Origin of the sequence: Bartonella ancashensis (genome assembly GCF_001281405.1) — a bacterium.
GTDB lineage: Bacteria > Pseudomonadota > Alphaproteobacteria > Rhizobiales > Rhizobiaceae > Bartonella > Bartonella ancashensis.
Genome location: NZ_CP010401.1, coordinates 232,415 through 252,597, shown reverse-complemented (window position 1 = coordinate 252,597; position 20,183 = coordinate 232,415). Strand labels below are relative to the sequence as shown.

General features: G+C 36.1%; 16 protein-coding genes. 1 reads left to right on the top strand and 15 read right to left on the bottom strand.

Annotated features, from left to right (window positions below):
• Positions 1-94: 94 nt before the first annotated feature.
• The 12 genes from PU02_RS01135 to PU02_RS01075 all read right to left on the bottom strand — a co-directional run bounded on the left by PU02_RS01135 (position 95) and on the right by PU02_RS01075 (position 16,108).
• The gene (locus PU02_RS01135; RefSeq protein ID WP_053943714.1) at positions 95-1,696 is read right to left on the bottom strand and encodes a BID domain-containing T4SS effector; all 1,602 of its coding nucleotides are present in this window, start codon (positions 1,694-1,696) and stop codon (positions 95-97) included.
• Between the two features lie 1,138 nt (positions 1,697-2,834).
• On the bottom strand, positions 2,835-3,641 hold the full coding sequence (locus PU02_RS01120; protein WP_053943711.1) for a BID domain-containing T4SS effector: 807 nt from the start codon (positions 3,639-3,641) through the stop codon (positions 2,835-2,837).
• A 673-nt stretch (positions 3,642-4,314) separates the two neighbouring features.
• Positions 4,315-5,628, bottom strand: a complete 1,314-nt coding sequence (locus PU02_RS01115; RefSeq protein ID WP_158404014.1) for a BID domain-containing T4SS effector — start codon at positions 5,626-5,628, stop codon at positions 4,315-4,317.
• 752 nt (positions 5,629-6,380) lie between these two features.
• Positions 6,381-7,091, bottom strand: coding sequence for a BID domain-containing T4SS effector (locus PU02_RS01110; RefSeq protein ID WP_158404013.1), 711 nt, complete (start codon positions 7,089-7,091; stop codon positions 6,381-6,383).
• Positions 7,092-7,963: 872 nt separating this feature from the next.
• Positions 7,964-8,740, bottom strand: coding sequence for a BID domain-containing T4SS effector (locus PU02_RS01105; RefSeq protein ID WP_053943708.1), 777 nt, complete (start codon positions 8,738-8,740; stop codon positions 7,964-7,966).
• A 1,213-nt stretch (positions 8,741-9,953) separates the two neighbouring features.
• Entirely contained in the window at positions 9,954-10,154 is a 201-nt protein-coding gene (locus PU02_RS06805; RefSeq protein WP_158404012.1) for a hypothetical protein, read from the bottom strand.
• Between the two features lie 80 nt (positions 10,155-10,234).
• On the bottom strand, positions 10,235-11,881 hold the full coding sequence (locus PU02_RS01095) for a BID domain-containing T4SS effector (protein ID WP_053943706.1): 1,647 nt from the start codon (positions 11,879-11,881) through the stop codon (positions 10,235-10,237).
• 38 nt (positions 11,882-11,919) lie between these two features.
• Positions 11,920-12,357 (bottom strand): hypothetical protein, encoded by a 438-nt coding sequence (locus tag PU02_RS01090; protein ID WP_053943705.1) that lies wholly within the window; start codon positions 12,355-12,357, stop codon positions 11,920-11,922.
• 143 nt (positions 12,358-12,500) lie between these two features.
• Positions 12,501-13,163 (bottom strand): BID domain-containing T4SS effector, encoded by a 663-nt coding sequence (locus PU02_RS06660; RefSeq protein ID WP_257719833.1) that lies wholly within the window; start codon positions 13,161-13,163, stop codon positions 12,501-12,503.
• 25 nt (positions 13,164-13,188) lie between these two features.
• Positions 13,189-13,665, bottom strand: coding sequence for a hypothetical protein (locus tag PU02_RS06655; RefSeq protein WP_053943703.1), 477 nt, complete (start codon positions 13,663-13,665; stop codon positions 13,189-13,191).
• 827 nt (positions 13,666-14,492) lie between these two features.
• A complete protein-coding gene (locus PU02_RS06800) occupies positions 14,493-14,654 on the bottom strand; it encodes a hypothetical protein (RefSeq protein ID WP_158404011.1) in 162 nt (53 codons plus the stop codon).
• On the bottom strand, positions 14,651-16,108 hold the full coding sequence (locus tag PU02_RS01075; RefSeq protein ID WP_053943702.1) for a BID domain-containing T4SS effector: 1,458 nt from the start codon (positions 16,106-16,108) through the stop codon (positions 14,651-14,653). The genes PU02_RS06800 and PU02_RS01075 overlap by 4 nt, the downstream gene beginning before the upstream one ends.
• Positions 16,109-16,188: 80 nt before the next feature.
• Between PU02_RS01075 and PU02_RS01070 the strand changes: the two genes are divergently transcribed.
• A complete protein-coding gene (locus PU02_RS01070; RefSeq protein WP_053943701.1) occupies positions 16,189-16,410 on the top strand; it encodes a hypothetical protein in 222 nt (73 codons plus the stop codon).
• A 41-nt stretch (positions 16,411-16,451) separates the two neighbouring features.
• Here the strand turns inward: PU02_RS01070 and PU02_RS01065 are convergent, their stop codons facing one another.
• The 3 genes from PU02_RS01065 to PU02_RS06645 all read right to left on the bottom strand — a co-directional run bounded on the left by PU02_RS01065 (position 16,452) and on the right by PU02_RS06645 (position 19,585).
• Positions 16,452-18,023 (bottom strand): BID domain-containing T4SS effector, encoded by a 1,572-nt coding sequence (locus tag PU02_RS01065; RefSeq protein ID WP_053943700.1) that lies wholly within the window; start codon positions 18,021-18,023, stop codon positions 16,452-16,454.
• A gap of 213 nt (positions 18,024-18,236) precedes the next feature.
• Positions 18,237-18,854, bottom strand: coding sequence for a BID domain-containing T4SS effector (locus tag PU02_RS06650; protein WP_236824033.1), 618 nt, complete (start codon positions 18,852-18,854; stop codon positions 18,237-18,239).
• 14 nt (positions 18,855-18,868) lie between these two features.
• On the bottom strand, positions 18,869-19,585 hold the full coding sequence (locus PU02_RS06645; RefSeq protein ID WP_082311388.1) for a Fic family protein: 717 nt from the start codon (positions 19,583-19,585) through the stop codon (positions 18,869-18,871).
• Positions 19,586-20,183: the final 598 nt, after the last annotated feature.

The window sequence follows — 20,183 nt, the reverse complement described above, 5'->3', positions numbered from 1 at the left end:
AAAAATAACAGCTTGAACATGAGCTAGAGATTTTTGTCTTTTCGCTCATGTGTATTCATTAAAATAACGTGGCTGCATGACTTTTAGTGGACCATTAGTGGGCCATAGCCATTTGTTTGGATTGATCGAGTTTGAGTGTTTGAATTTGTTTTTGGATGTCCTTGGTGAGTTTAACTACTTCTGCAATTTCCTTAGCTTTTTCAATGCAGACACCAACAGTTTTAGAAAGTTGTTGGTGGTCGTTGTCTCTGATCGCTTTGTGTTCTTTTGGTGAAAGACGATCACTGATTTTTTTTGCATAATCACTGAATTTTTGCCTTAGTTTAGGAAATTGAGATAAGGTGTCTTTCTGTTTTTCCTGTGATAAGGAAAAGAAATTTTTTAAGTCCTTATCAGGTGCTTCAATAGCTTTGTCTTTGCGCTCTTGCTCTTTCTGGTAGTCTTGAGTGATTTTAGTTTCGGTATGTTTAAGGATGTCTGGATGGTTTTCAATTACAGTGCTAAGAGAAGAAACATGTCTTTCAGCATCTTTTCGTGCTTGATTTTTAAAGATTAGATGCTTTTTTCCTGCAAATTTAGAAATAGATTCGGGATCATTTTCAATTTTTTGGGCAAGCTCTTTAGCTAAGCTTGGATTTTGTCGGATCTGGTTTATTTTTTCGTCTAATATTGTCGGATTATTATAGATGATTTTTGATAATTCTTTAATTTGTCTAATATTTTCTTGAACGCAGTCATCTTTTGCAGTCATTTCAGATAGTTCTCCTTTTGGGAGAGGGCCCATCTTTTTGTCTGGGATCAGAATTTCTGGAGCTTTTGGGGATGTAAAGACCATAAAATCACCAGGTTGTAATCCTTCTAATTGATCTTTAGGTATGTCTGCTTTTGGGCAAATAACTAAGGAATCTCCTGTATCAATAACAAAACATTCATTTTTAGCAATTATGAAGTTTCCCATGATGGTTGTATTTTCTTCTGCTACAGAAACATAACGGTAATCAACACTACCGTATTTGAGGCTTTTTGTATGATCTATAAATTCTCTTAAGAGACGACTTTTATCTGGATTAGAGATATCTTCTAGCATATGTTGCATGGGCTCTAAATTATTTCTCATTGCTGCAATACTGACATCGGTCATACGTTTGTTTGTTACGAGAGAAAAATCTAGTTTATGCCCAGCCGCTTGGGCGAGTTTTTCACAAAATACTCGTTGTGTACGTCCATTACCTTCTCTAAAAGGGTGTATATAGTTCAGAGTGGTAAATATTTCCGTAGCTTCTTCAACGAATTCTTTGTGTGATAAACCTCTTAAATTATTTCTTTCATTAATTGCATAATCTACAACTTGCAAACCTTCTTGAATGTCATCGTTAATTGCAAAGGCAAGGGGTGAGTCTGCTTTGTGCATTGCGGGTGCCCAAGCAACGGAGCCATCTGAAAATTTAAAGGGGATATCACGTGTATGTCCTGCCCATTCAAATGTGTTTCCAAATAAGCGTTTGTGAATATATTTTAAATAGGAGGAATCAAATTTCTCTGGCAAAGGTTCATTTTGTAAATTGATCATTGCCTTTGCCACACCATGCGCACATAATTCTTCAAATTGTAGAAAATCTACTGCTCCGTATTTATTCTTTAGGACAGAAGTATCAGGGTAGCTATAATTTTGAAATTGTTTGTTTATATTTTCCATAATAATAGTTCCCCTTATTATGCAGTGTAGTTTGCAGATGCACCAAGCGATTTAAAAATTTTAGAGGAGAGCTGTCTCTTCATAAATGTGTAGGGGGTGGTGATAGAACTGGGTATTGCACAGTAGTGTTGTGCTTTTTTAAAGCTATAAGATGGTGTGTAAGATGTAGAGGTATTTTTTGTCATAAAGGCCTCCCTCTGCCTTATTAAGTTGATTTTGTTTCATCATTATAACGCGATGCGCTCACCTATCTTTAGGTTTGATCTATCTTGCGTAGAGCAGAGCGGCGCTTTCAGTGATGACTAACATTGCTTTCATCTTTAATTTTAAATAGATTGGCCATCCATGTCGTAAAGGGCCTTAACGTAAAAATACTTTGTTGTTCCAACCAATATCTTACGATAGCACAGGCATTTTGGTGTTGCTTAATTTTTTAGGAATGTCAGCTAAATTAGGTTTAAACAGTAAAAAACCTATTTTTTTATTTTCTGGAGCTTTATTACTTAAAAGACAAGGGAGTAGCATCTGCATGAATAGGGTATTATTTACCCATGGTGGTTTATTGTTTCTTGAGATCTTATTATATCTTTGGAAAATTTTACTGTATCTGTGAAATATATCCATGATGCTATTCAATGGATATTTTTTGTTTTAAAGGCTTTAAAAAGCTGCAATATTGCAGGTGAGTGAAAGAATAATACTCGTTATAAGCTGGCTATGGTGCTATTTTTTTGGATGTGTGGCTTTGTATTATCTTTTATTGGCTTATGTAAAAGGATATTGATTTTATGCCCAATGTGATTAGAGGGGCATGATATTAAAGTTGCTTTAGAAGTATAAAAAGCTACTATGCAAAGGTGTAAAATATTTAATAATTTAGGCAATGGATGTTTTGAAAAAAAATCAAGATACACAGTAAAAACAACGTATCATTTTCGTCATTTGCAAAGAATAAAGCGTATCGAAGATGAAAGGGACAACTTAAAAAAGATAGCAATTGTTGCTAGAATTAATGGGGCCGCATCTCTAATATATTTAAAGTTATATTATCGCGATTAACTTTGTGAAAATAGCTACATTCGCAAACAAATGAGCGAAAGCCTAGTGATTCTTTCGCTCGTGTTTTTTTTAAGTATAGCTATAATGAACGCACCATCTGTTGCTGTTTAGTTTGAGGTTGTTGAACTTGCTGTTGCGCGCTTTTCGCAAGCTTAACTATTTCTGCAATTTTTTCTGCTTGCTTAGGAGATACATCAACACTTTCAGCAAGGTCCGTAAGACGATTCTCTTGGATAGCCTTATGATCATTTGGGGAGAGACGCCGATCGAGGAGTTTCACATAATCATCAAGCTCTGATTTCATCTCAGGAGATTGAGACAAAGATTCCCTTTGTTGTGTTGGTGATAAGAAAAAGAGCTTCATTAAATTCTTACTTGGTTCAGGAACGGAGATCTTACCGCGTTCATATGCCTTCTGATAGTCATCGATAATTCTTTCTTTAGCATACCCGATAACCTTTATATGATTTTCAACCATAAACTCCAGAGAAGAAATATTTTGTTCGGCAGCTTCACGTTTTTTGTTTTTGAAGAACGAAGTTTTAATTCCTGCAAGCTTAGAAACGGATACAGGATCATTTTTCATTTTTTCAAGAAAATCATACATCGACAGAGGAAATTCCACAGCTTGCTCCATTACTCCATCCAACACAGATTTATCGCCATAAACAATCTTCGATAACCGCCTGATTTCTTTACAGCTTTCTTGAACATAGTAGTCATCACGGATCATTGTAATCATTTCTTCTGGCGAGAAAGATTTGACACATTTTCTTGATCCATGAATCAGAATTTCCTGATTCGTGGCCCTCTGTCCCTCTGCAGTATAATTTTCACTTGCAGCACTCACTTGAGCGGATGTTGCACCATGTACATTTTTTTCCATAATAGCCAACCTCGTAGATTTAGATTTATGCTCTTGTTTAGAAATTTTCCGACAAATCTCTATGTGAGCTCCCTAAATTCCCAGCCCGCTTACAGAGTAAAACAATCTCTATGATAGCAAGATTGTTTGCAATACGGAAAATCCTCTTCGGATAGAACCCCCCTCACCACGCAATGTCACAGACAAATCACGCATATCTTTCCTATCACGGGGGGATATTATGAGAATTTTTCAGAAAAAATCAAAACAAAAAATGTCTAAAATATCATTTTGTGTAAATAACGCCACATATGTTACTTATTTATGGAGAGAATACCGTTTTTTTAAGTTCAGTTATTGACAAAATTCCAATATCTCTAAGGCTTTCTATAAAATCTTTTGTTTTTGTGGTGCAAACTGCAATTTCTTGAATAAAAATACCAATGATTATGCTAAAAATGTAAAGAATCTACGAGTTTCACAACAAAATCCCTTTGCTATCTTCTGTCAGCTAGCATGACAACCTCAGTATCTAGTTCACCGAGACACACCACAACAACACCATAGGAAGAAAATTCTCTGACACTCTCCTTATGGTGTTTAAGATAACAAAACCCTATAACCCAAACTAACAAGGATTATGTTTTCCTGATAAATTCCGAGTACAGAAGTTTTAGTTAATGTTTTCAGATCCTCAAAAGGAAGGCATTACGGCTCTACTGCTGTGCTGCTTCCTAAACTCCACAACAGCGCCTCTTGCTGCATTGATTTCAATTTGTTGAGCGCTCTCTTGTATATCTTTAACTAGGTTAAAAGTCTCTGCAATTTTCCCTGCTCTTTCAAAAGACAAGTTAAGGCTTTCAGCCAATTTCCTAATGTCATTATCCTGGATAGCTTTTTGTTCATCCTTCGAAAGAGCGGCATTAAGTACTGCTGCATAACAACAGACCGCATCTCGTAATTCAGGAAGTTCAGACAAAACACCTATTTGCTGTCCTTTTGAGAAAAGGAAGAGCCTCGATAACTCTTTGCTTGGTGCTTCAACAGGGTTCTCCCGACGTTTCTGCATATCACGATGCTCTGCAACTATCCTGTCTCTGGTGAATTCAACTATTTTCGCGTGGTTGCGAAGTATGAAAGAAAGGAAAGGAACATGTTCTTCAGCCTCTGTACGTCCCATGGTTTTCATAACAAGAGACGGTAAACGTGTGGCATCTGCTAAGCGTGTAAATTGAGATCCTGCAAGTCTAGAGATACTCGCAGGATTGTTCTTAACATCTTCAGAGAGACGATGAATTAATGTTGGGTCTCCTCCAGTTCGAGAAATTTCTCTCTGGAGAACAGCTTCATTACCATAAACAATTTTCGAGAGTCGCTCAATTTGTTCATAACTTGCTTTTATGTGGTCATCGTCCGCAACTCTGCGTGCTATCTCACTTTCTGAGAGAGTTGTCTGTTCTGTAGATGGGATGAGTATGTCTCGAGGTTGCTGTAATCTTTCGATACTTCTATCGGAAGAGAAACTCACTACATCAAAAGAGGCTTCTACACTCCTTGTGTACTTTAACGACTTCCTTACCGCTTTAGATTCTTCTGCAATCCCCCTCATTTGAACACTTTGAAAATGCGTCGTTTCCACGGCTGAAGATATCCCCCCTTCTCCGAAGTTTGAAGAGGAAAAATCCTGCCGAGACCCCTGGAATTCTCCGGTAGACTCATCATCCGAAAAAAACGGATTCAAAGAAAACGACTCCTCCGCTTCTGAGGAAGGAAGGGACTCTACACCCAAGTTAGGTTCGCCTTGGGATAAAGTCTCCCCTGCAGGCCCAGACGGTCCTCGTGTCCCTGTGTATTGCAGCGTACCGTCTGCTGTTTGAAGCGAGTGTGCTTGTTCACCATGCTCACCAGCGACAAGATCCCTATCAAAAGCAGATTGCGCGTCCCTTGCACCTAATGTCTCTCCGGACGCTTCTTCCTTTTTCAGTGTTTTTACTTCACTACGCTTCATTGCAATAGCCTCCCATTTCTTTAGATTAGTTGACTCCATTCCGGGTTTCTATTCGATCATTGTGATCCCACGCACATACGAACCCAAATCCCCTCGTAACGCGAAAAAATCCCTTCGACTAACGCGAAGCAATCCCTTCAACGATAACCAGCACCCCCACCGTATTGTGCAAATCCTCCTGATTCAGATCACGCAAATCGTTCTGACTGAAAAAGAACAGCTTGCATTTTTAAAAATGCCTCCCAAATACAAGCTGAAAAATTTCTCCTCAATAATACCTTCTGCTATAGGAATTTTTTTATAAAAGTCAATATGAAAAATAATAAAAATTATATATCCGTTTTGTCTGTTTTGAATTGCATTTCCTTGTTATCAGAGATAAGGAAGGAAATTAAATATCTTACCTTTATGGATATGGTATTTTTTATGCACAATAATTCATTGGTAAAGAGAATTTATAATTTCTCTGCAGTATCTTCAAAAAGGCATAATGCGTTGAGTTTTTTTAACTAATCTTAAAAGACTCAAATAAATGGAAAGATACGACCAGCTATCACATAAAAATCACATATTTACAAACCATCAAAACATGTTTTACATTATTTTGGTCAGTCTAAGGGCAAGCTTTAAGCGTCTTCTTGAATTGAGATATGCCGTTCATGAGAAAAAGGGATGATATCATTTTTTATTTATGATGATGGCTATTACCTCTTTTAATTAATTTTTCATCAGAAGATAACCCATTTGAATCCTCAAATATGATGTATGATGATATTTTCATTCATTGGTTCATTTGTTTGGAATTTTCTTGAATTCAGAATTGCTTGTTTTGCCAGGTTAATTGTGACATCTTGAGATCGTCGGTGTGCTTCTTTGGTAAGTGTGACTATCTTCACAATTTTTTTTGCTTGTTTAGGGGATACACCAAAACTTTTAGAAATATATTCATGATCACCTCTTGCTATTGCTTGACGTTCGCTAAATGAAAGACGTTGATTAATTTCTCCCATATAGTCACGAAGCTCTAGTCTTAACCTAGAACTCTTAGATAATCTCTCCATCTGTTTTTTCTGCGACAAGGAAATGAGATTTTTCAAATCACGGTCTGGTACTTCGACAGGACGCTTTACGCGTTCTTTCTCCTGTTCTTGTTTTTGAATAATCTGCTCGCGAATATGTTCAACAATGCGCGCATGCTGTTCAATTTTTTTCTTTAGGAAAGGAAGACACTTTTCAGCGTCTTTACGTCTCTGATCTTTCATAAAAAAATAACAAGACCCCGCGAAATTTGCAACAAATTTAGGGTTCTTATTGAATTTTTTAGAAAAATTTTTTAAAAAAGCTACATCTCCATTTTGTTCGCCAATTTTTTCGCTGACGGCTGTTGGATTATCATACACAATTTTTGATAGTTGTTGGATTTCGCTGATACTTGTTTTAACACGATAATCTTCTGCAATCATATAATATAGCCTGCGTGCTGCGAGGGGTGACGACTGTATACTTGGAATTAATACTTTTCTGGGGCTTTTAAGTACAAACACACCGAAATTTTTATGTCGTGCCATAGAATCACCCCTTGCCTGAATTTGTCGACTGTATCAGTACCAATTTCTATCCTTAATTATCATAAAAAAATGCGAGGTGCTTGTAAAGAAAAGCACCTCTCTCAAGTTGCATGATGTTTTAGACCAAACCTTACACTTCCCTAGGTGTGCCTTTCAGTGATCCCATGTGAAAAAGGGAGAGCGCTCCATCACCACTCTAGGCCACATCTCCAAAGTTTGTTATCATTTCTTTTTCAAATGGAATTCTCTTTTGCATATTTGATTCGTATGAGTGAGTTATGTTGGGTTAAATAAGTGAAAAAGAAATATATCTTGGTTAGTATGCTGATGGTAATCATGGAATTTGCGTATTTTAGAGTATAATTTCGTATTGTTTTATACTTTCCCCATAGAGGAACTTGGGTACATTTTTCATAAAAAGCATAATAAAAACACAGGAACATCGAGAATGGTTTCAAGAATACAAACAACTTTTTATTGTAATACTCTCCCTTGAGTTCATTAGAGAGCTATAATCCTCAATAAATATTACAGAACAAAAAAGTAATAGAAACTAAAAAAAGAACTAGTAATACCTTTGTATATTTGAAAATATTATTGCACGTCAAATCTCGATGGGGAAGATCAAAGAATTTTTATCTGCTAAAAATTTTAAATATTTTCTCTCCTTTTATGTAATTTAAAAAAGTGAATATCTACAAATTTAACCGATTATAACCATTATCTTTCTGAATCAATTTTGGGCTCGTTTACTTAATATCTTCAAGTTATTTGAATATGCTGCGTGTAGCAATTTTTTCACTCATTTTACTTGTTCCTAAACTTTTGGAGATGTCTTCTGCTTGACCTATCTTAAAATTTTGAGCTTGCTGTCGTGCTTTTTGAGTAAGATGAACTATGTTTGCGATCTTTTGTGCTTGCTCAATTGATACACATGTACTTTGGGCAAGTTCACCATAATTTTTATTTTTGATTGCAGTATATTCATTCACTGAAAGACGAGCATCAAGTTCTTTCATGTAATGGTTAAGACTTTTTTCTAATTCAGGATTTTTCAGTAAAGCTTCTTTTTGTTGCTCTGGTGATGAAAGAAGAAAATTTTTGAGATCTCCTGTTGGAGCTTTAACAGAATGCGCTAGGCGCTCTCGATCTCTTTGATGTTGTATCATGATTTTTTCTTCAACAGCTTGGATAATTTCTGCATGCTTCTCAATTGCAGAACAGAGAAGAGGGATAGAAGTTCTGGAATTCACACGCTCTGGATTATTTATGAAAAAGCACCGTGATCCTGCAAGTGGAGCAATAGATTCGGGGTATAAGTTAATTTTTTGAGCAAGCTGTTTGAATAGGGTTTTATCCCTTCCTCTCATACCTATTTGGGTGTCTAATATTGTGGGATCACCATAAACAACCTCTGACAATTGCTGAATTGTTTTCAAACTTTCTTGAGTGTAATGATCTGCTAAAATTCTTCTGTAGAGACTACTTTCTGTGAGGGATTCTAATCTTGCTCTTGGGATCAATAGTTCTTTATCATTTCCCATAAATTTTTTACTCCTTAAGTAATTAAATTTACTTATATTTATGTAATAGTGCTAGGATGATCTTGGTAAATAAAAGGATAATATTAATGGTTACACCACAGGTTTCCGGATTTGTGTAGATTGAACAATAGTCGTAATTTTTTCTTTTTGATGGAGATATCAAAATTTTTAGAAAGATTTGCATAACTTTCGTTCTCAATTATCCGATGACTATTTGGCGAGAAAGAGGCAAGGGTTGGTTACTCCAATGCAGCTATTTTTCTTTTAGATGTTGGTGTGAAATGTTCACTTATTTTTCTCGGAGAGGAAAGAAAATTTTCCAAATTTTTTGGAACTTCAACGGTAAGTTCCAAGGATTTTTGCCATCTTTTATGTAGCAAAGTAACTTTTCTTTTAGCACATTTGATAATGCTGACATGCTCTTTAAACTGTGACACTAGGAGCAGGAGTAAAATGCTCACTTTAGACACATGTTCGATCTTTTATAAAAGCATGCCGTTTGCCCGCAAACCTAACAAAAGATGAACGAGATTTTCAAATTTCCTCAGAAGACTTTCTTAAAAAAGAGGAATCTTTTCTTTTAATACTCATTGTATATCGTTATCGGATTATGACGGATAAGTCTTGATAATATCTCAAGTTACCAAGGCTTGCTTGAGTGGAAAGATTTCCTGAAACCACTAAGCTAATCTACTCTGCTAGATAGAAATTACCATTTTACATCTGGAATTAATACTTCTTGAACTTCTTTTTACCCATTAACATGGCTATCTTTTGGTATAAAGAATTTCCTCCTTTTACTATGGTTTTATGTGCACTTTTTATTATTGGCGATTCAGGGCATCTACAAATTTTCAATTCAGTTCACCTACGTAAAATGCCTTGCTCCACTAGTGGTTAATATACTGCCATGTATCTCAAACTCTTCATGCAGAAAAGAAAATTTCAACGCATTCTGATCCATTATTCCAAATAATCATACGCAATGAAGTAGACATGTCTTTATGGCACCAAAATCTCTGCAAGACACCGAGGAAGAATGCCACTTCATTATCCGGGGCCTCTGATTGTCAGAAAAAGAGGGAACACCACACCTGTTATTTTTATTAACAAGATACTACTCATCCATAATGGTATGATAATCCATAGAAAAAGGACTCCCTCTTAACCAAGTTGAAGCTGTGGAGATCTCCCATATGATGCTTTCAGATTATTACCAAAAACAGCATTGAACAGTTCTTTCATCATCCTGAGCAGTTCGTAGGCTTTCAATTAATTTTTTTTCTCTAATAATTTGGAGTTGTTTAGCCTCGGAACACGCATCTGTGGTAAGCTTAAATATTTTTACAACCTCTCTCGCTCTTTCAACAGATACATTAAGACTTCTGGAAACTTCTTCATGATCGTTATTCATGATTGCTTTACGTTCACTTTCTGAAAGCTGAGCGTTGAATGTTTTCGCGTAGTCGTTGAGTTCTTCTGCTAGCCTAGGGTTCAGGGATAAAGCTTCTCTCTGTTTTTCTTGTGGCAAAAAAATAAGGTGGTTAAATTTTTGCTTGGGAAGTGAACAACGCGCTCTGCATCTCTTTGTTTTTCCTGATTTAGAAGTTTAATATGCTCAAGGATTATTGCGTGATGTTTAACGGCCTCTGCGAGAATAGGAACACATTTTTCAGCGTTTCTACGTATTTCATTTTTTGTGAAGAAAGATTTTTTCCCTGCAAGCTTAGAAATATTTTGAGGGTTTTTTTGAATGAATCCAGAAAGAGACCTAAGAGAGCATGAATCGTCTCCATTCACGTTTATTATTTTGTTTAATCCTGTTGGATCAGCATAAACAATTTTTGCCAATCGCTGAATTTTCCTAAGATTTGTCTGAATATAGTAATCTCTTGCAGGTTGTTGAGACATGTCATTCGTTCTTCGTTTTCCCTGATGTAGAAGAGAAGGATTTTCTTTAATATAGTCAAGGATTCTTGCGTGACGTCCAACAGCCATTGAGAGAATAGGGACATATTTTTCAGCATTTCTACGTGTTTTATCTTTTATGAAGAAAAATTTTCTCCCTGCAAGCTGAGAAATGTCTTGAGGCTTTTTGTGAATGGACCAAGAAAGAGACTTAAGAGAGCGTGAATTATTTTGATTTACGCTTATTATTTTGTCTAATTTTGTTGGATCAGCATAAACAATTTTTGCCAAGTGCTGAATTTCTTTAAGATTTGCCTGAATATAGTAATCTTTTCCAGATTGTTGAGACATGTCATCCGTTGTGGAGGGACGTGATCTCGTTCGCGGGATCAATACATCCACTTTTTCTTCGACATCGGCATCGAATTTAATAGAATCGATATGGGGTTCAGAGGAGGTAGTGTTTTTCAGATTTTTTGCTAAATATGTATTTAACTTTTTTGATCGACGAGTTTTAGATTTTTCAAAACGATTAAATGCATCCATAGTGAGCTTGAAGGTGGTCCTAACCTCTTTTGCCTGTTCAATGGATACACCCAAGCTTTCAGAAAGCTTTTCGTAGTCACCAAGCATGATGGCGTTACGCTCACTCGTTGAGAGACGATTATCGAGTGCTTGTTTATAATTATAAAGTTCTTGCGCTAGATGAGGAGACTTAGACAAGGCATCTATCTGTTGCTTTTTTGGTAAAGAAAATAAATGACCTAAGCTGTCGTTTGGAGACTCAACACAAGATGTTTTTGATACCTCATACCTTTGCCGATGTTCAGCAATGGCTTGTTCTTTAGTATTTTTGAGGAGCTCTGCATGTTGTTTTAAAGAAAATGCAAGAAGACTGGCGTGTCGTTCAGCATTTTTACGCTCCTTATTTTTCCTTAACAAGGACTTTTTCCCTAAAAGTTTTGTAACACTTTTAGGCTGTTTTGTGATTAATCTGGAGAGGTATTTAAATGTATGTTGGTCACTTTGTGCCTCATCTAGCATTTGTTCAAATTTTTCTGGATCAGTATAAACAAGCCGTGCTAACCTTTGAATCTCCGCGCGACTTGATTGAATAGAGGGACGTTTTGTACATTCCTGAGATAATTCATTGGGCGTGAGGGGTATGAATCTTTTTTCTGGGATCAATATACCGCCTTGTTCTACAGCATCAGTACCATGATTATTTACCATAAGTGACCTCCCTTTCGTTAAATTGAGATTTAATGCGCTCACAAATCTCTTAAAAAGAAAAATAGCTTTTCTTTTTGGTAGTTTAATTCCGTTTCATATTGAAGAACTCCGATATGCATAAGAGTCACTCGCACATACTTACGCTTGAGGTAATTGATATCTAAGTGCATAAGACAATGGGGAATAAAACTCATGACAGTGCTAAAGATGATTACAGGGTTTAAAAATTCTATCTTATAAATAGTACAACGAGAAACCAGAACATCAGAGAAGGTATTTAAAACACGATTGGATATTTTTCTCAAAAGAGACTCACTAAGCAGACAAAAAGTAAATGCCATAGAAAAAACAAGACACAAGGTCAGATCAAGCAATTCTTCTCCCACATTGTTCATAACCAAAAACAACATATGAAGAGGAAAAGAGAGCATCAAAGAACCAAAACCATTACTGACATTGAAACATAAAAAGAACATATTCAACACACCTTTGCCGTATTTTATCGCAATTTTATCATTATGTCCAATTAATAGATACGTTATGAGAATATCTCTTACACGTAAAGGGTTTTTTCTATTGCTGCTTACTCATTTATTGCAATGATATTAATTTGTGATTTTTAGTATTTTACAGCCATCGCTTTTGACCGATCAATTTTAGATATTCCAGCTTGCTTTTGCGCTTCCTTTGCAAGCTTCATTATTTGGGCAATTTTCTTAGCATTCTTAATTGATGTGCCGATGCTGTTAGCGAGTTCCATGTAATTATCTTGTTCTATTGCCTGTTTTTCATTGACTGAAAGACGATTGTTGAGTGCCTTTGATAGGCATCGAGTTCCTATCGTAGAGAAGGCGATGAAGATAAGATTGTTTCCTGTTGTTCTTTTTGTAGTGAAAAGAGTTTTTGCAGATTTTATCAGGTGTTGAGACAGTATGCTTTTTGCACATTTGGTTCCAAGATGTTCTTGGGTGATTTTATTCTCAACATGCTTGAGGGTAGATGCATGATCTCCAATTGCATAACAAAGAGAAGTAATGTTTTGTTCAGCATCTTTGCGTGTTTGATCTTTTATAAAAAGAGGCGTCTTTCCTGTAAGATCTGAGATAAATGTAGGAGATTTTTTAATTTGTTGAGCAATGTTTAAAGCTAAATTGTGGTCTTCTTGAATAAGCTTCATTTTTTCATCCAATATTTCTGCATTGCCATAAATAATCTTCGATAACTCCTGAATTTTACTCAGATTTTTTCTAACATCACTGTTATTTAAAATTTTTTCAGAGATTGCTTTTTTTGTGAGAGGCGGCAGTTCATTCTTTTGGAATGAGTATGTTGTGAATTGGTAGCGCTGTAAATGTGATAGGATCTCCCTTTTTCAAAGTTTTTAGCAATTCTGGTGTGATTTCCTCTCTTTTACAAGCGACTATATTATCATCGGTTTTAATAAAAAAACCTTCCCATCCAGTCCCTCTGTAAATTCCAGTATAAGTTAGGCCTTCCTTTGCTGCAATGAGACAATATTTGTCAATATGTATTATGCATTTTTTAAAGAGATCTATTTTATACGGATTGGAAATATCTTCGAACATATGTTGTGTTGGTTTGAAGTCATCACAGCCCATCGCTGCAATGCAGGTGGAGGTCATGCGTTTATTTGTTACAAGAAAAAAATCTAGTTTATGATTGGCTTCTTCTACAAGCTTGTAGAAAAATAACCGTTGTACAGGTCCATTTCCTTCTCTAAAGAGGTGTATGTAATTAAGATTAAGAAAATAATTCTGCGGCATCTTTGATAAATTCTTCGCATGATAGATTTTAAATTATTCTTTGCAAAAAGTCTCTGGTTTAAATTTTGTAGACCAGTGCTAACTCTGTTATAAGTTGCAAAGACAAGAGGAAAATCCAGTTTGTGCATTATTGGTGCTTAAGCTACACTACCATTTGGAAATGTAAAAGGTCCATTATGGGTACATCAAGCCTATTCGAATGTGTTTCCAAATAAGCATTTATGAATGTATTTTATGTAGGAAGAATCGAATCTTTTCTGTGAGGGTTCTTGCAGTAAGTTGATCGTTTCTTGTGCCGAATCATGTATGCATTTTACGTGAAATTTTTCAGGATCTGTTATTCCATATTTATTTTTTTAGCACAGAGCTATCAGGGTAGCTATAGTTGTTGAGTCTTATTGTTAATAAATCTTGGTGTTCTAGTTTTGTGCTTTTTTCTTCCCTATGTTCATTGAGATCTGCAAGGATATAAGGTGTTTAGAGGAAGAATTTATCTCTTCAGGCATGTCAGGTTTGCTGGTAGAATCATGTGCCTCGGAAGCTTTTTTGTGATTCCTCTCGTTTGAGAGGTGTAGAATAATTCGCCATTATCAATGGCTTACCATTCCCTCATAAATTGGTATTTATTTTGCTTGTATATTTATAAATTCCTCGAGATCTAGCTCGGATACAGAGTAAGGTGATCTTCTTGGGTAATAAACATTTCTCTCCTCAAAATAAAATAACTGCTTATTCATTCTATTGTTGAAAAAAAGACTAAATCATCTGTAAGTAAAGGAAGAAAAATTTTCCTATTTATGCTCGTTAAAATAGCACAGTCCTGCATTTTAGCTGGCGATCATCATTAATCTTGATTGTTTTCTTCTGAAGATTTGAGTTTGTTTATGTGCATTTTGAGTGTTCCTAACTGTTTCTGCAATTTTCTTCGCGTGCTTAACGGATGTACCAATACTTTCAGAGAGTTCTTTATAATTACCATTCCTGATCATTTCACGCTCCTTGAGTGAAAGGCGAGCATTGAGTATGCGCATATAATTTTTAAGTTTTTTTCTAGATCCGGAGTACGGGACAGAGCGTCCTTTTGTTGTTCTTTTGATAAGGAAAAGAGCTCTCGTAATTCTTTACTCGGCATTGCAACACTGTATTTTTCGCGTTTTTGCTCTCTTAGTTGGTCTTGAGTTATTTTTTTGTGAATATTTTCAAGGGCGTACACATAATTTTTAATCATAGTACATAAAAGAGGAATGTGGCGTTCAGCATTTTTACGTGTTTGATTTTTAATCCAGAAACATTTTCTACCTGCAAGCTTTGCAACAGATTCAGGAGATCTCTCAATTTGTTGGGCAACAGAGTTACCCAAACTTGGATTGTTCTTTATCTGATTTATTTTGTACATCAATACGTTAGGATTGCCATAGACAATCTTCGATGATTGTTGGACTCGTTGAAAGATCATTTGAACTTTTCGGTTTTCAGAGGCTTTTATATATATCTCATTTTGTGTGAGCGGTCTAAACTCTTCCTTTGGAATGAGTGTGTCATAGCCTATTGGTGCTGTGAAGGAGATATGATCACCACTTTTTAATGTTCTTAACAATTCTGGAGAGATTTCCTCCTTTTTACATATAACCATATCATTACCTATTTGAATATAGCAACCTTCCAGGCCAGTTTTTCTATATATCCCATTATAAGTTTCTCCTTCTTGCGCTGCAATGACACGATGCTCATCAACATCGAAATTGCAGGCCTTCATGTCATCTATGAACTCTCTTAAAATGAGCTTTTTGTCTGGATTAGAAATATCTTCAAATATATGTTGCAATGGTTGCATATTGTAATGCTTCATTGCTTGGATGCTAGCAAAATTCATTCGGGCTCTTGTTACGAGAGAGAAGTCTAACTTGTGATTAGCTGCTTCACCCAATCGTTCAAAAAATGCTCGTTGTGTGCGTCCATTTCCTTCTCGGAAAGGATGTATATCGTTGATAGCTGCAAATATTGCTGCAGCATTTCTAATGAAATCTTGACGTGACAAGCCTTTTAAATTATTCATCTCAGAAATTTTGTTATCCACAAGTTCAAAGCTTTCTTGAATTCTATCTCCAGATACAAAACAAAATTCTGAATCCTCTTTTCTCATGCTTGGCATATAAGCAATGCTACCATCTGAAAATGTAAAGGGGAAATTGCGTGGATATCCAGCCCATTCGAATGTCTTTTCAAATAAGCGTTTGTGGATGTACTTCAGATAAGAATAATTAAATTTTTCTGGCAAGGGCTCGTAGCATAAATTAACTGCTGCTTGGGCTGTGTCATGTGCACACCTTGTCTCATACTCTGTATGGTTCGTTATGCCATATTTATTTCTTAATGTTTCAGTACCAGGGTACAGGTAGTTAAGGTGACTTGGAGTAGGAGAATATGCTTTAATTTTTTTCATTTTCATAAATCATACATCAGAGATCATTTTGCTACTTTGATCATTTCGGTATAAATACACTCATCCTCCCGAACTCTCTGATGGCTACGTCAATACTCAAAGGTAGTGTCACAGCCATTTTAAAAGCAGGGGAGGAGTCTCCTTGTTTGATTGGACAAACACTTCCATCTCGCCTTGACGAATTCCTCTTGATTTACTCTTTCTATGAAAAAAATCCTACCGATAGCAGCAGACACGTTACTGAAACTATTGAGTATCTACGTCAAAAAAAACTCAAAAAAATGACCTTATTAATCCAATAAATTTCCTAAGCGCGGACTGCACAGAAGAACGAAGATGCTTTCTATTGTTGTAAGGATGCACCCTGACCAATACCACGAGCCTTTGCAACTGCCAATTGGAATATTGCTTTGTCTTTTACTTCCCCAAAATGTTTAGCTACGGTTGCAATATCTTCAGCACGTCTAACTGATGTGCCGACACTTTTAGCAAGCTCTACATAGCTGCTCTCTTTTATTGCCTTATGCTCATCTTGTGAAAGACGGTAACGAATTGCATCGACATAATCAAAAAGCTCTTTTTTCAAATCAGGAGCTTGAGATAAGATCTTGACCCGTTCTCCCTCTGGTAAAGAAACGAGATCTTGCAATTTTTTACTTGGCATTGCAACATCGCATCCTTTACGCCTCTGCTCGTCTTCGTGTTCAAGGATCACTTTTCTTCTAGCACATTGCAAAGCTTCGGCATGATCACTAACCGATTTAGCAAGAGAATCAACACACCTTTCGGCAGCCCTACGCCTTGAGCTTTTGAAGCACAAAAATTTATAACCCGCAAGTTTTGCAATAGATTTAGGATTATCCTTAATTTTCTGAGCAACTTCCTTCCCCGCATTAACATCATTCTCTACCCCTTTTAGGTAAGGATCCAATACTCGCTCATTGCCGTAAACAATTTTTGAAAATTTTTGGATTTGCTTTACGCTGCTCTGAATTTGCGAAGCTTCCAGAGTTTTTTTGCAGATCTCATCCTCTGTAAGATCTTTTACATTCTCTTTTGGAATGAGCGTGTCAAAGGTCATTGGGGTTGTAAAGGAGACATGATCACCATTTTTCAGTGTTCTTAATAAGTTTGGTGCAACTTGTTCTTTTTTGCAAATAACCACACAATTACTAAGTTTTCCATCAAGGTCCTTTCCTTGAATAAAACAACCTTCCTTTCCAGCACCTCGAAATATTCCCCGATAAGTAACTCCTTCTTTTGCTAGAACAAGATTAAGCTTTTTGACGTTTTCAACGCCAGTCGAATCCAGATGATCTATGCACTCTTTTAGAAGAACTTTTTTATCTGGATTGGAGATGTTTTCAAACATGTCGTGCAGCAGCTGTGTATCACCATGCTCTGTTATTTGTTTAAGAGCAGCTTCTAGAGCTTTACTTGTAACAAGAGAAAAATCCAATGTGTGACCTGCAGCTCTAGAAAGTCTCACAAGAAATATTCTTCCTACAATATCATTACCGTGTACAAAAGGACGTATAGAGTGCAGTTGAGAAAATACATTTACTGCATGTTTGACGAACTCTTCACGTGACAAACCTTGAAAATTATTCTTAGAAGCTATAAGCTCATCCAATTGGTTAAGCTTGTCCCGTTCTGTGGTAAAATCCATATTCTGAAACAATGAGGCCTTTCCTGGTATCTTTTGTCCATAGAAGGCATGCAACTTCTGGAAAGGAAGCATAGTAAGATCACGAAACTGTCCCGCTGTTTCCAGTATATTCTCAAACAAACATTTATGAATATGCTGCAGATAAGACGAGTCAAAACGTTTTGGGAAAGGTTCCCTGTTAAGCTGTATCATTGATTTTGCAAACGGGCCCACAAAATGTCCAAGCTCTAATCTTTCATCTTCCATAAAGACCTCTCCTTTTACTCTTGATCAACCACTCTTATATCATCAAAAAGGCTTTTTGTAGGTGTTGCTAGCGCTCTTATTTTGCCAAATGAACTCTAAAAGCCCTTCCCTTGCACATAATGGCATCTTAATCGTTATGTTCATCCCCGCTGACAGACATTCTAAAACAACATTGTGTGTAGGTCAAAGTATTTTTTATTGTTTTTATGCGATTTAAAATAATGCCGCCATAGTAAATTCTTTTGATGGGTTAATTTCGGGTTTTTTAACCTGCTTTTGCACATTTCGGATAAGCTTAACAGTTGTTGCAATTTTCTTGGCTTGCTTAACAGATGTCCCGATACTTTCAGAGAGCTTCACATAATCACTATTTTTTATTGCTGTATGTTCATTTGGAGAAAGACGAGCATGAAGTGCACATGTATAGTTACCAAGCTCTTTCTCCAATTCGGAAGTTTCAGATAAGGACTTTTTCATTTGTTTTTTGGGTAGAGAAAGGAATGTTTGTAATTTTTTACTTGGCATCATGACGCAATTCCTTTTGCGCTCTTGATCTTTTTGATGTGCATGGATAATTTGTCCTTCAACATGTTCAAAGATATCTACGTAATTACTAACTGCGGCACTGAGAGCAGCCGTACATCTTTCTGCATTTTGACGCATTGAATCTTTTATAAAAAAATACTTTCTACCTGCAAGCTTTGAAATACTTTGAGGAGAATCTGCAATCTGTTTAGATATTGTTTTGCTTAAATGAGAACGTTTATCGATTGAACATTCTTCGATAAGACTTATCTTTTCATCCAGTGTTTTTGGGTTACCATAAACGATTTTTGAAAATGATCTTACTTTATCGAGGTTTTCTTGAACGCAAATATTTTTGATGCCTGTTCGCGTATTTCACTTTGGGTAAGAGGTTGTAAATTTTCTGCTGGAATCAATATATTGCTATTTGTTTTAGCTGTAAAAGTGATAGGGTCATCATATTTCAGCGTTTTTAATAATTCTGGTGCAATTTCTTCCTTTTTGCAAATGACGGTGCTGTTGTAGGTTTTAATAGTAAAGCTTTCTAGGCCCGCACCCCTATATTGTCCCATATAAGTTTTACCTTCTTCTGCTGCAACAAGGTAGCAGTTGCTGTTAGGAATATCACATGTAGGCTTCATAAAGTCTATAAATTCTCTTAAAAGAACCCTTTTATCTGGATTGGAAATATCTTCAAACAGATGTACCATTGGTTCAATGTTATTATATTCCATTATTTGAGCACTAACGAATTCCATTCGAGCTTTTGTTGCAAGGGAAAAATCTAATGTGCGTCCTGAAGCTTCAGCGATTTTTTCACAAAACATACGCTGTACACGCCCATTACCTTCTCTAAAAGCATGGATCTGATTAATAGAAGCAAATATTTCTGATATAGCTAAAACAAACTCCTTATCTGAGAAAGTTTTCAGATTATTCTCCTGAATAAGGGCATCTTCGATGAATTGAAAACAGGTTTGAATTTTGTCACTAGGCACGAAATAGGAAAGTGAACATCCTTTGCGCATGTTCGGCATGTAGGCAAGTAAGTGCCATCCAAAAATATAAAAGGTGTTTCGCGCGTTTGGCCAGCCCACTCAAACACATTACTAAATATGCGTTTATGAATATGTTTTAAGTAATTAAGGTCAAAGCGTTCTGGTTGTGTGCTATTTTTACGAAAATCAACGATTGCTTTAGCGGAATCATGTGCTAACCTTTTGTTAAAATTCACGAAATCCGTAATGCCATATCTATTTTTTAGCGTTTCTTCGTCAGGATAGAGATAATTGCTGTCATTGTAGGCGCGGGGTGTTTCTTGTGGTGATATTTCTTTGTTTGCGGTAGGGGCGATTTCTGCCTGAATACGGGATAAGATTTCAAGTGTCTTCAATTTGCTAGCCTCTTGAGAAGGGGCACATAGTACCTTTCAGATTCTTCGGGATCTATAGTCGGATTACTGTGTTTTTGTAATTCCCCAAACCCAAAAAGCTTGAAGTCATTTTTCTTCATAAATATCTCCTTTGTTCTTCGCTGGGTACATTTTCTATTTTACGAAGATATATCTCTACTGACTATTTCGCGTAATAGAATGTTTTTTAAAGGTAGAAGCTAACGTTTTTATGGTCATTTCCC

What these genes read in the sequence shown, in the direction of transcription:
- PU02_RS01135 (WP_053943714.1), bottom strand. Translation starts at nt 1,696, where the DNA reads ATGGAAAATATAAACAAACAATTTCAAAATTATAGCTACCCTGATACT.
- PU02_RS01120 (WP_053943711.1), bottom strand. Translation starts at nt 3,641, where the DNA reads ATGGAAAAAAATGTACATGGTGCAACATCCGCTCAAGTGAGTGCTGCA.
- PU02_RS01115 (WP_158404014.1), bottom strand. Translation starts at nt 5,628, where the DNA reads ATGAAGCGTAGTGAAGTAAAAACACTGAAAAAGGAAGAAGCGTCCGGA.
- PU02_RS01110 (WP_158404013.1), bottom strand. Translation starts at nt 7,091, where the DNA reads ATGATTGCAGAAGATTATCGTGTTAAAACAAGTATCAGCGAAATCCAA.
- PU02_RS01105 (WP_053943708.1), bottom strand. Translation starts at nt 8,740, where the DNA reads ATGGGAAATGATAAAGAACTATTGATCCCAAGAGCAAGATTAGAATCC.
- PU02_RS06805 (WP_158404012.1), bottom strand. Translation starts at nt 10,154, where the DNA reads ATGAATAACGATCATGAAGAAGTTTCCAGAAGTCTTAATGTATCTGTT.
- PU02_RS01095 (WP_053943706.1), bottom strand. Translation starts at nt 11,881, where the DNA reads ATGGTAAATAATCATGGTACTGATGCTGTAGAACAAGGCGGTATATTG.
- PU02_RS01090 (WP_053943705.1), bottom strand. Translation starts at nt 12,357, where the DNA reads ATGTTCTTTTTATGTTTCAATGTCAGTAATGGTTTTGGTTCTTTGATG.
- PU02_RS06655 (WP_053943703.1), bottom strand. Translation starts at nt 13,665, where the DNA reads ATGCCGCAGAATTATTTTCTTAATCTTAATTACATACACCTCTTTAGA.
- PU02_RS06800 (WP_158404011.1), bottom strand. Translation starts at nt 14,654, where the DNA reads ATGATCAGGAATGGTAATTATAAAGAACTCTCTGAAAGTATTGGTACA.
- PU02_RS01075 (WP_053943702.1), bottom strand. Translation starts at nt 16,108, where the DNA reads ATGAAAAAAATTAAAGCATATTCTCCTACTCCAAGTCACCTTAACTAC.
- PU02_RS01070 (WP_053943701.1), top strand. Translation starts at nt 16,189, where the DNA reads ATGGCTACGTCAATACTCAAAGGTAGTGTCACAGCCATTTTAAAAGCA.
- PU02_RS01065 (WP_053943700.1), bottom strand. Translation starts at nt 18,023, where the DNA reads ATGGAAGATGAAAGATTAGAGCTTGGACATTTTGTGGGCCCGTTTGCA.
- PU02_RS06645 (WP_082311388.1), bottom strand. Translation starts at nt 19,585, where the DNA reads ATGCCGAACATGCGCAAAGGATGTTCACTTTCCTATTTCGTGCCTAGT.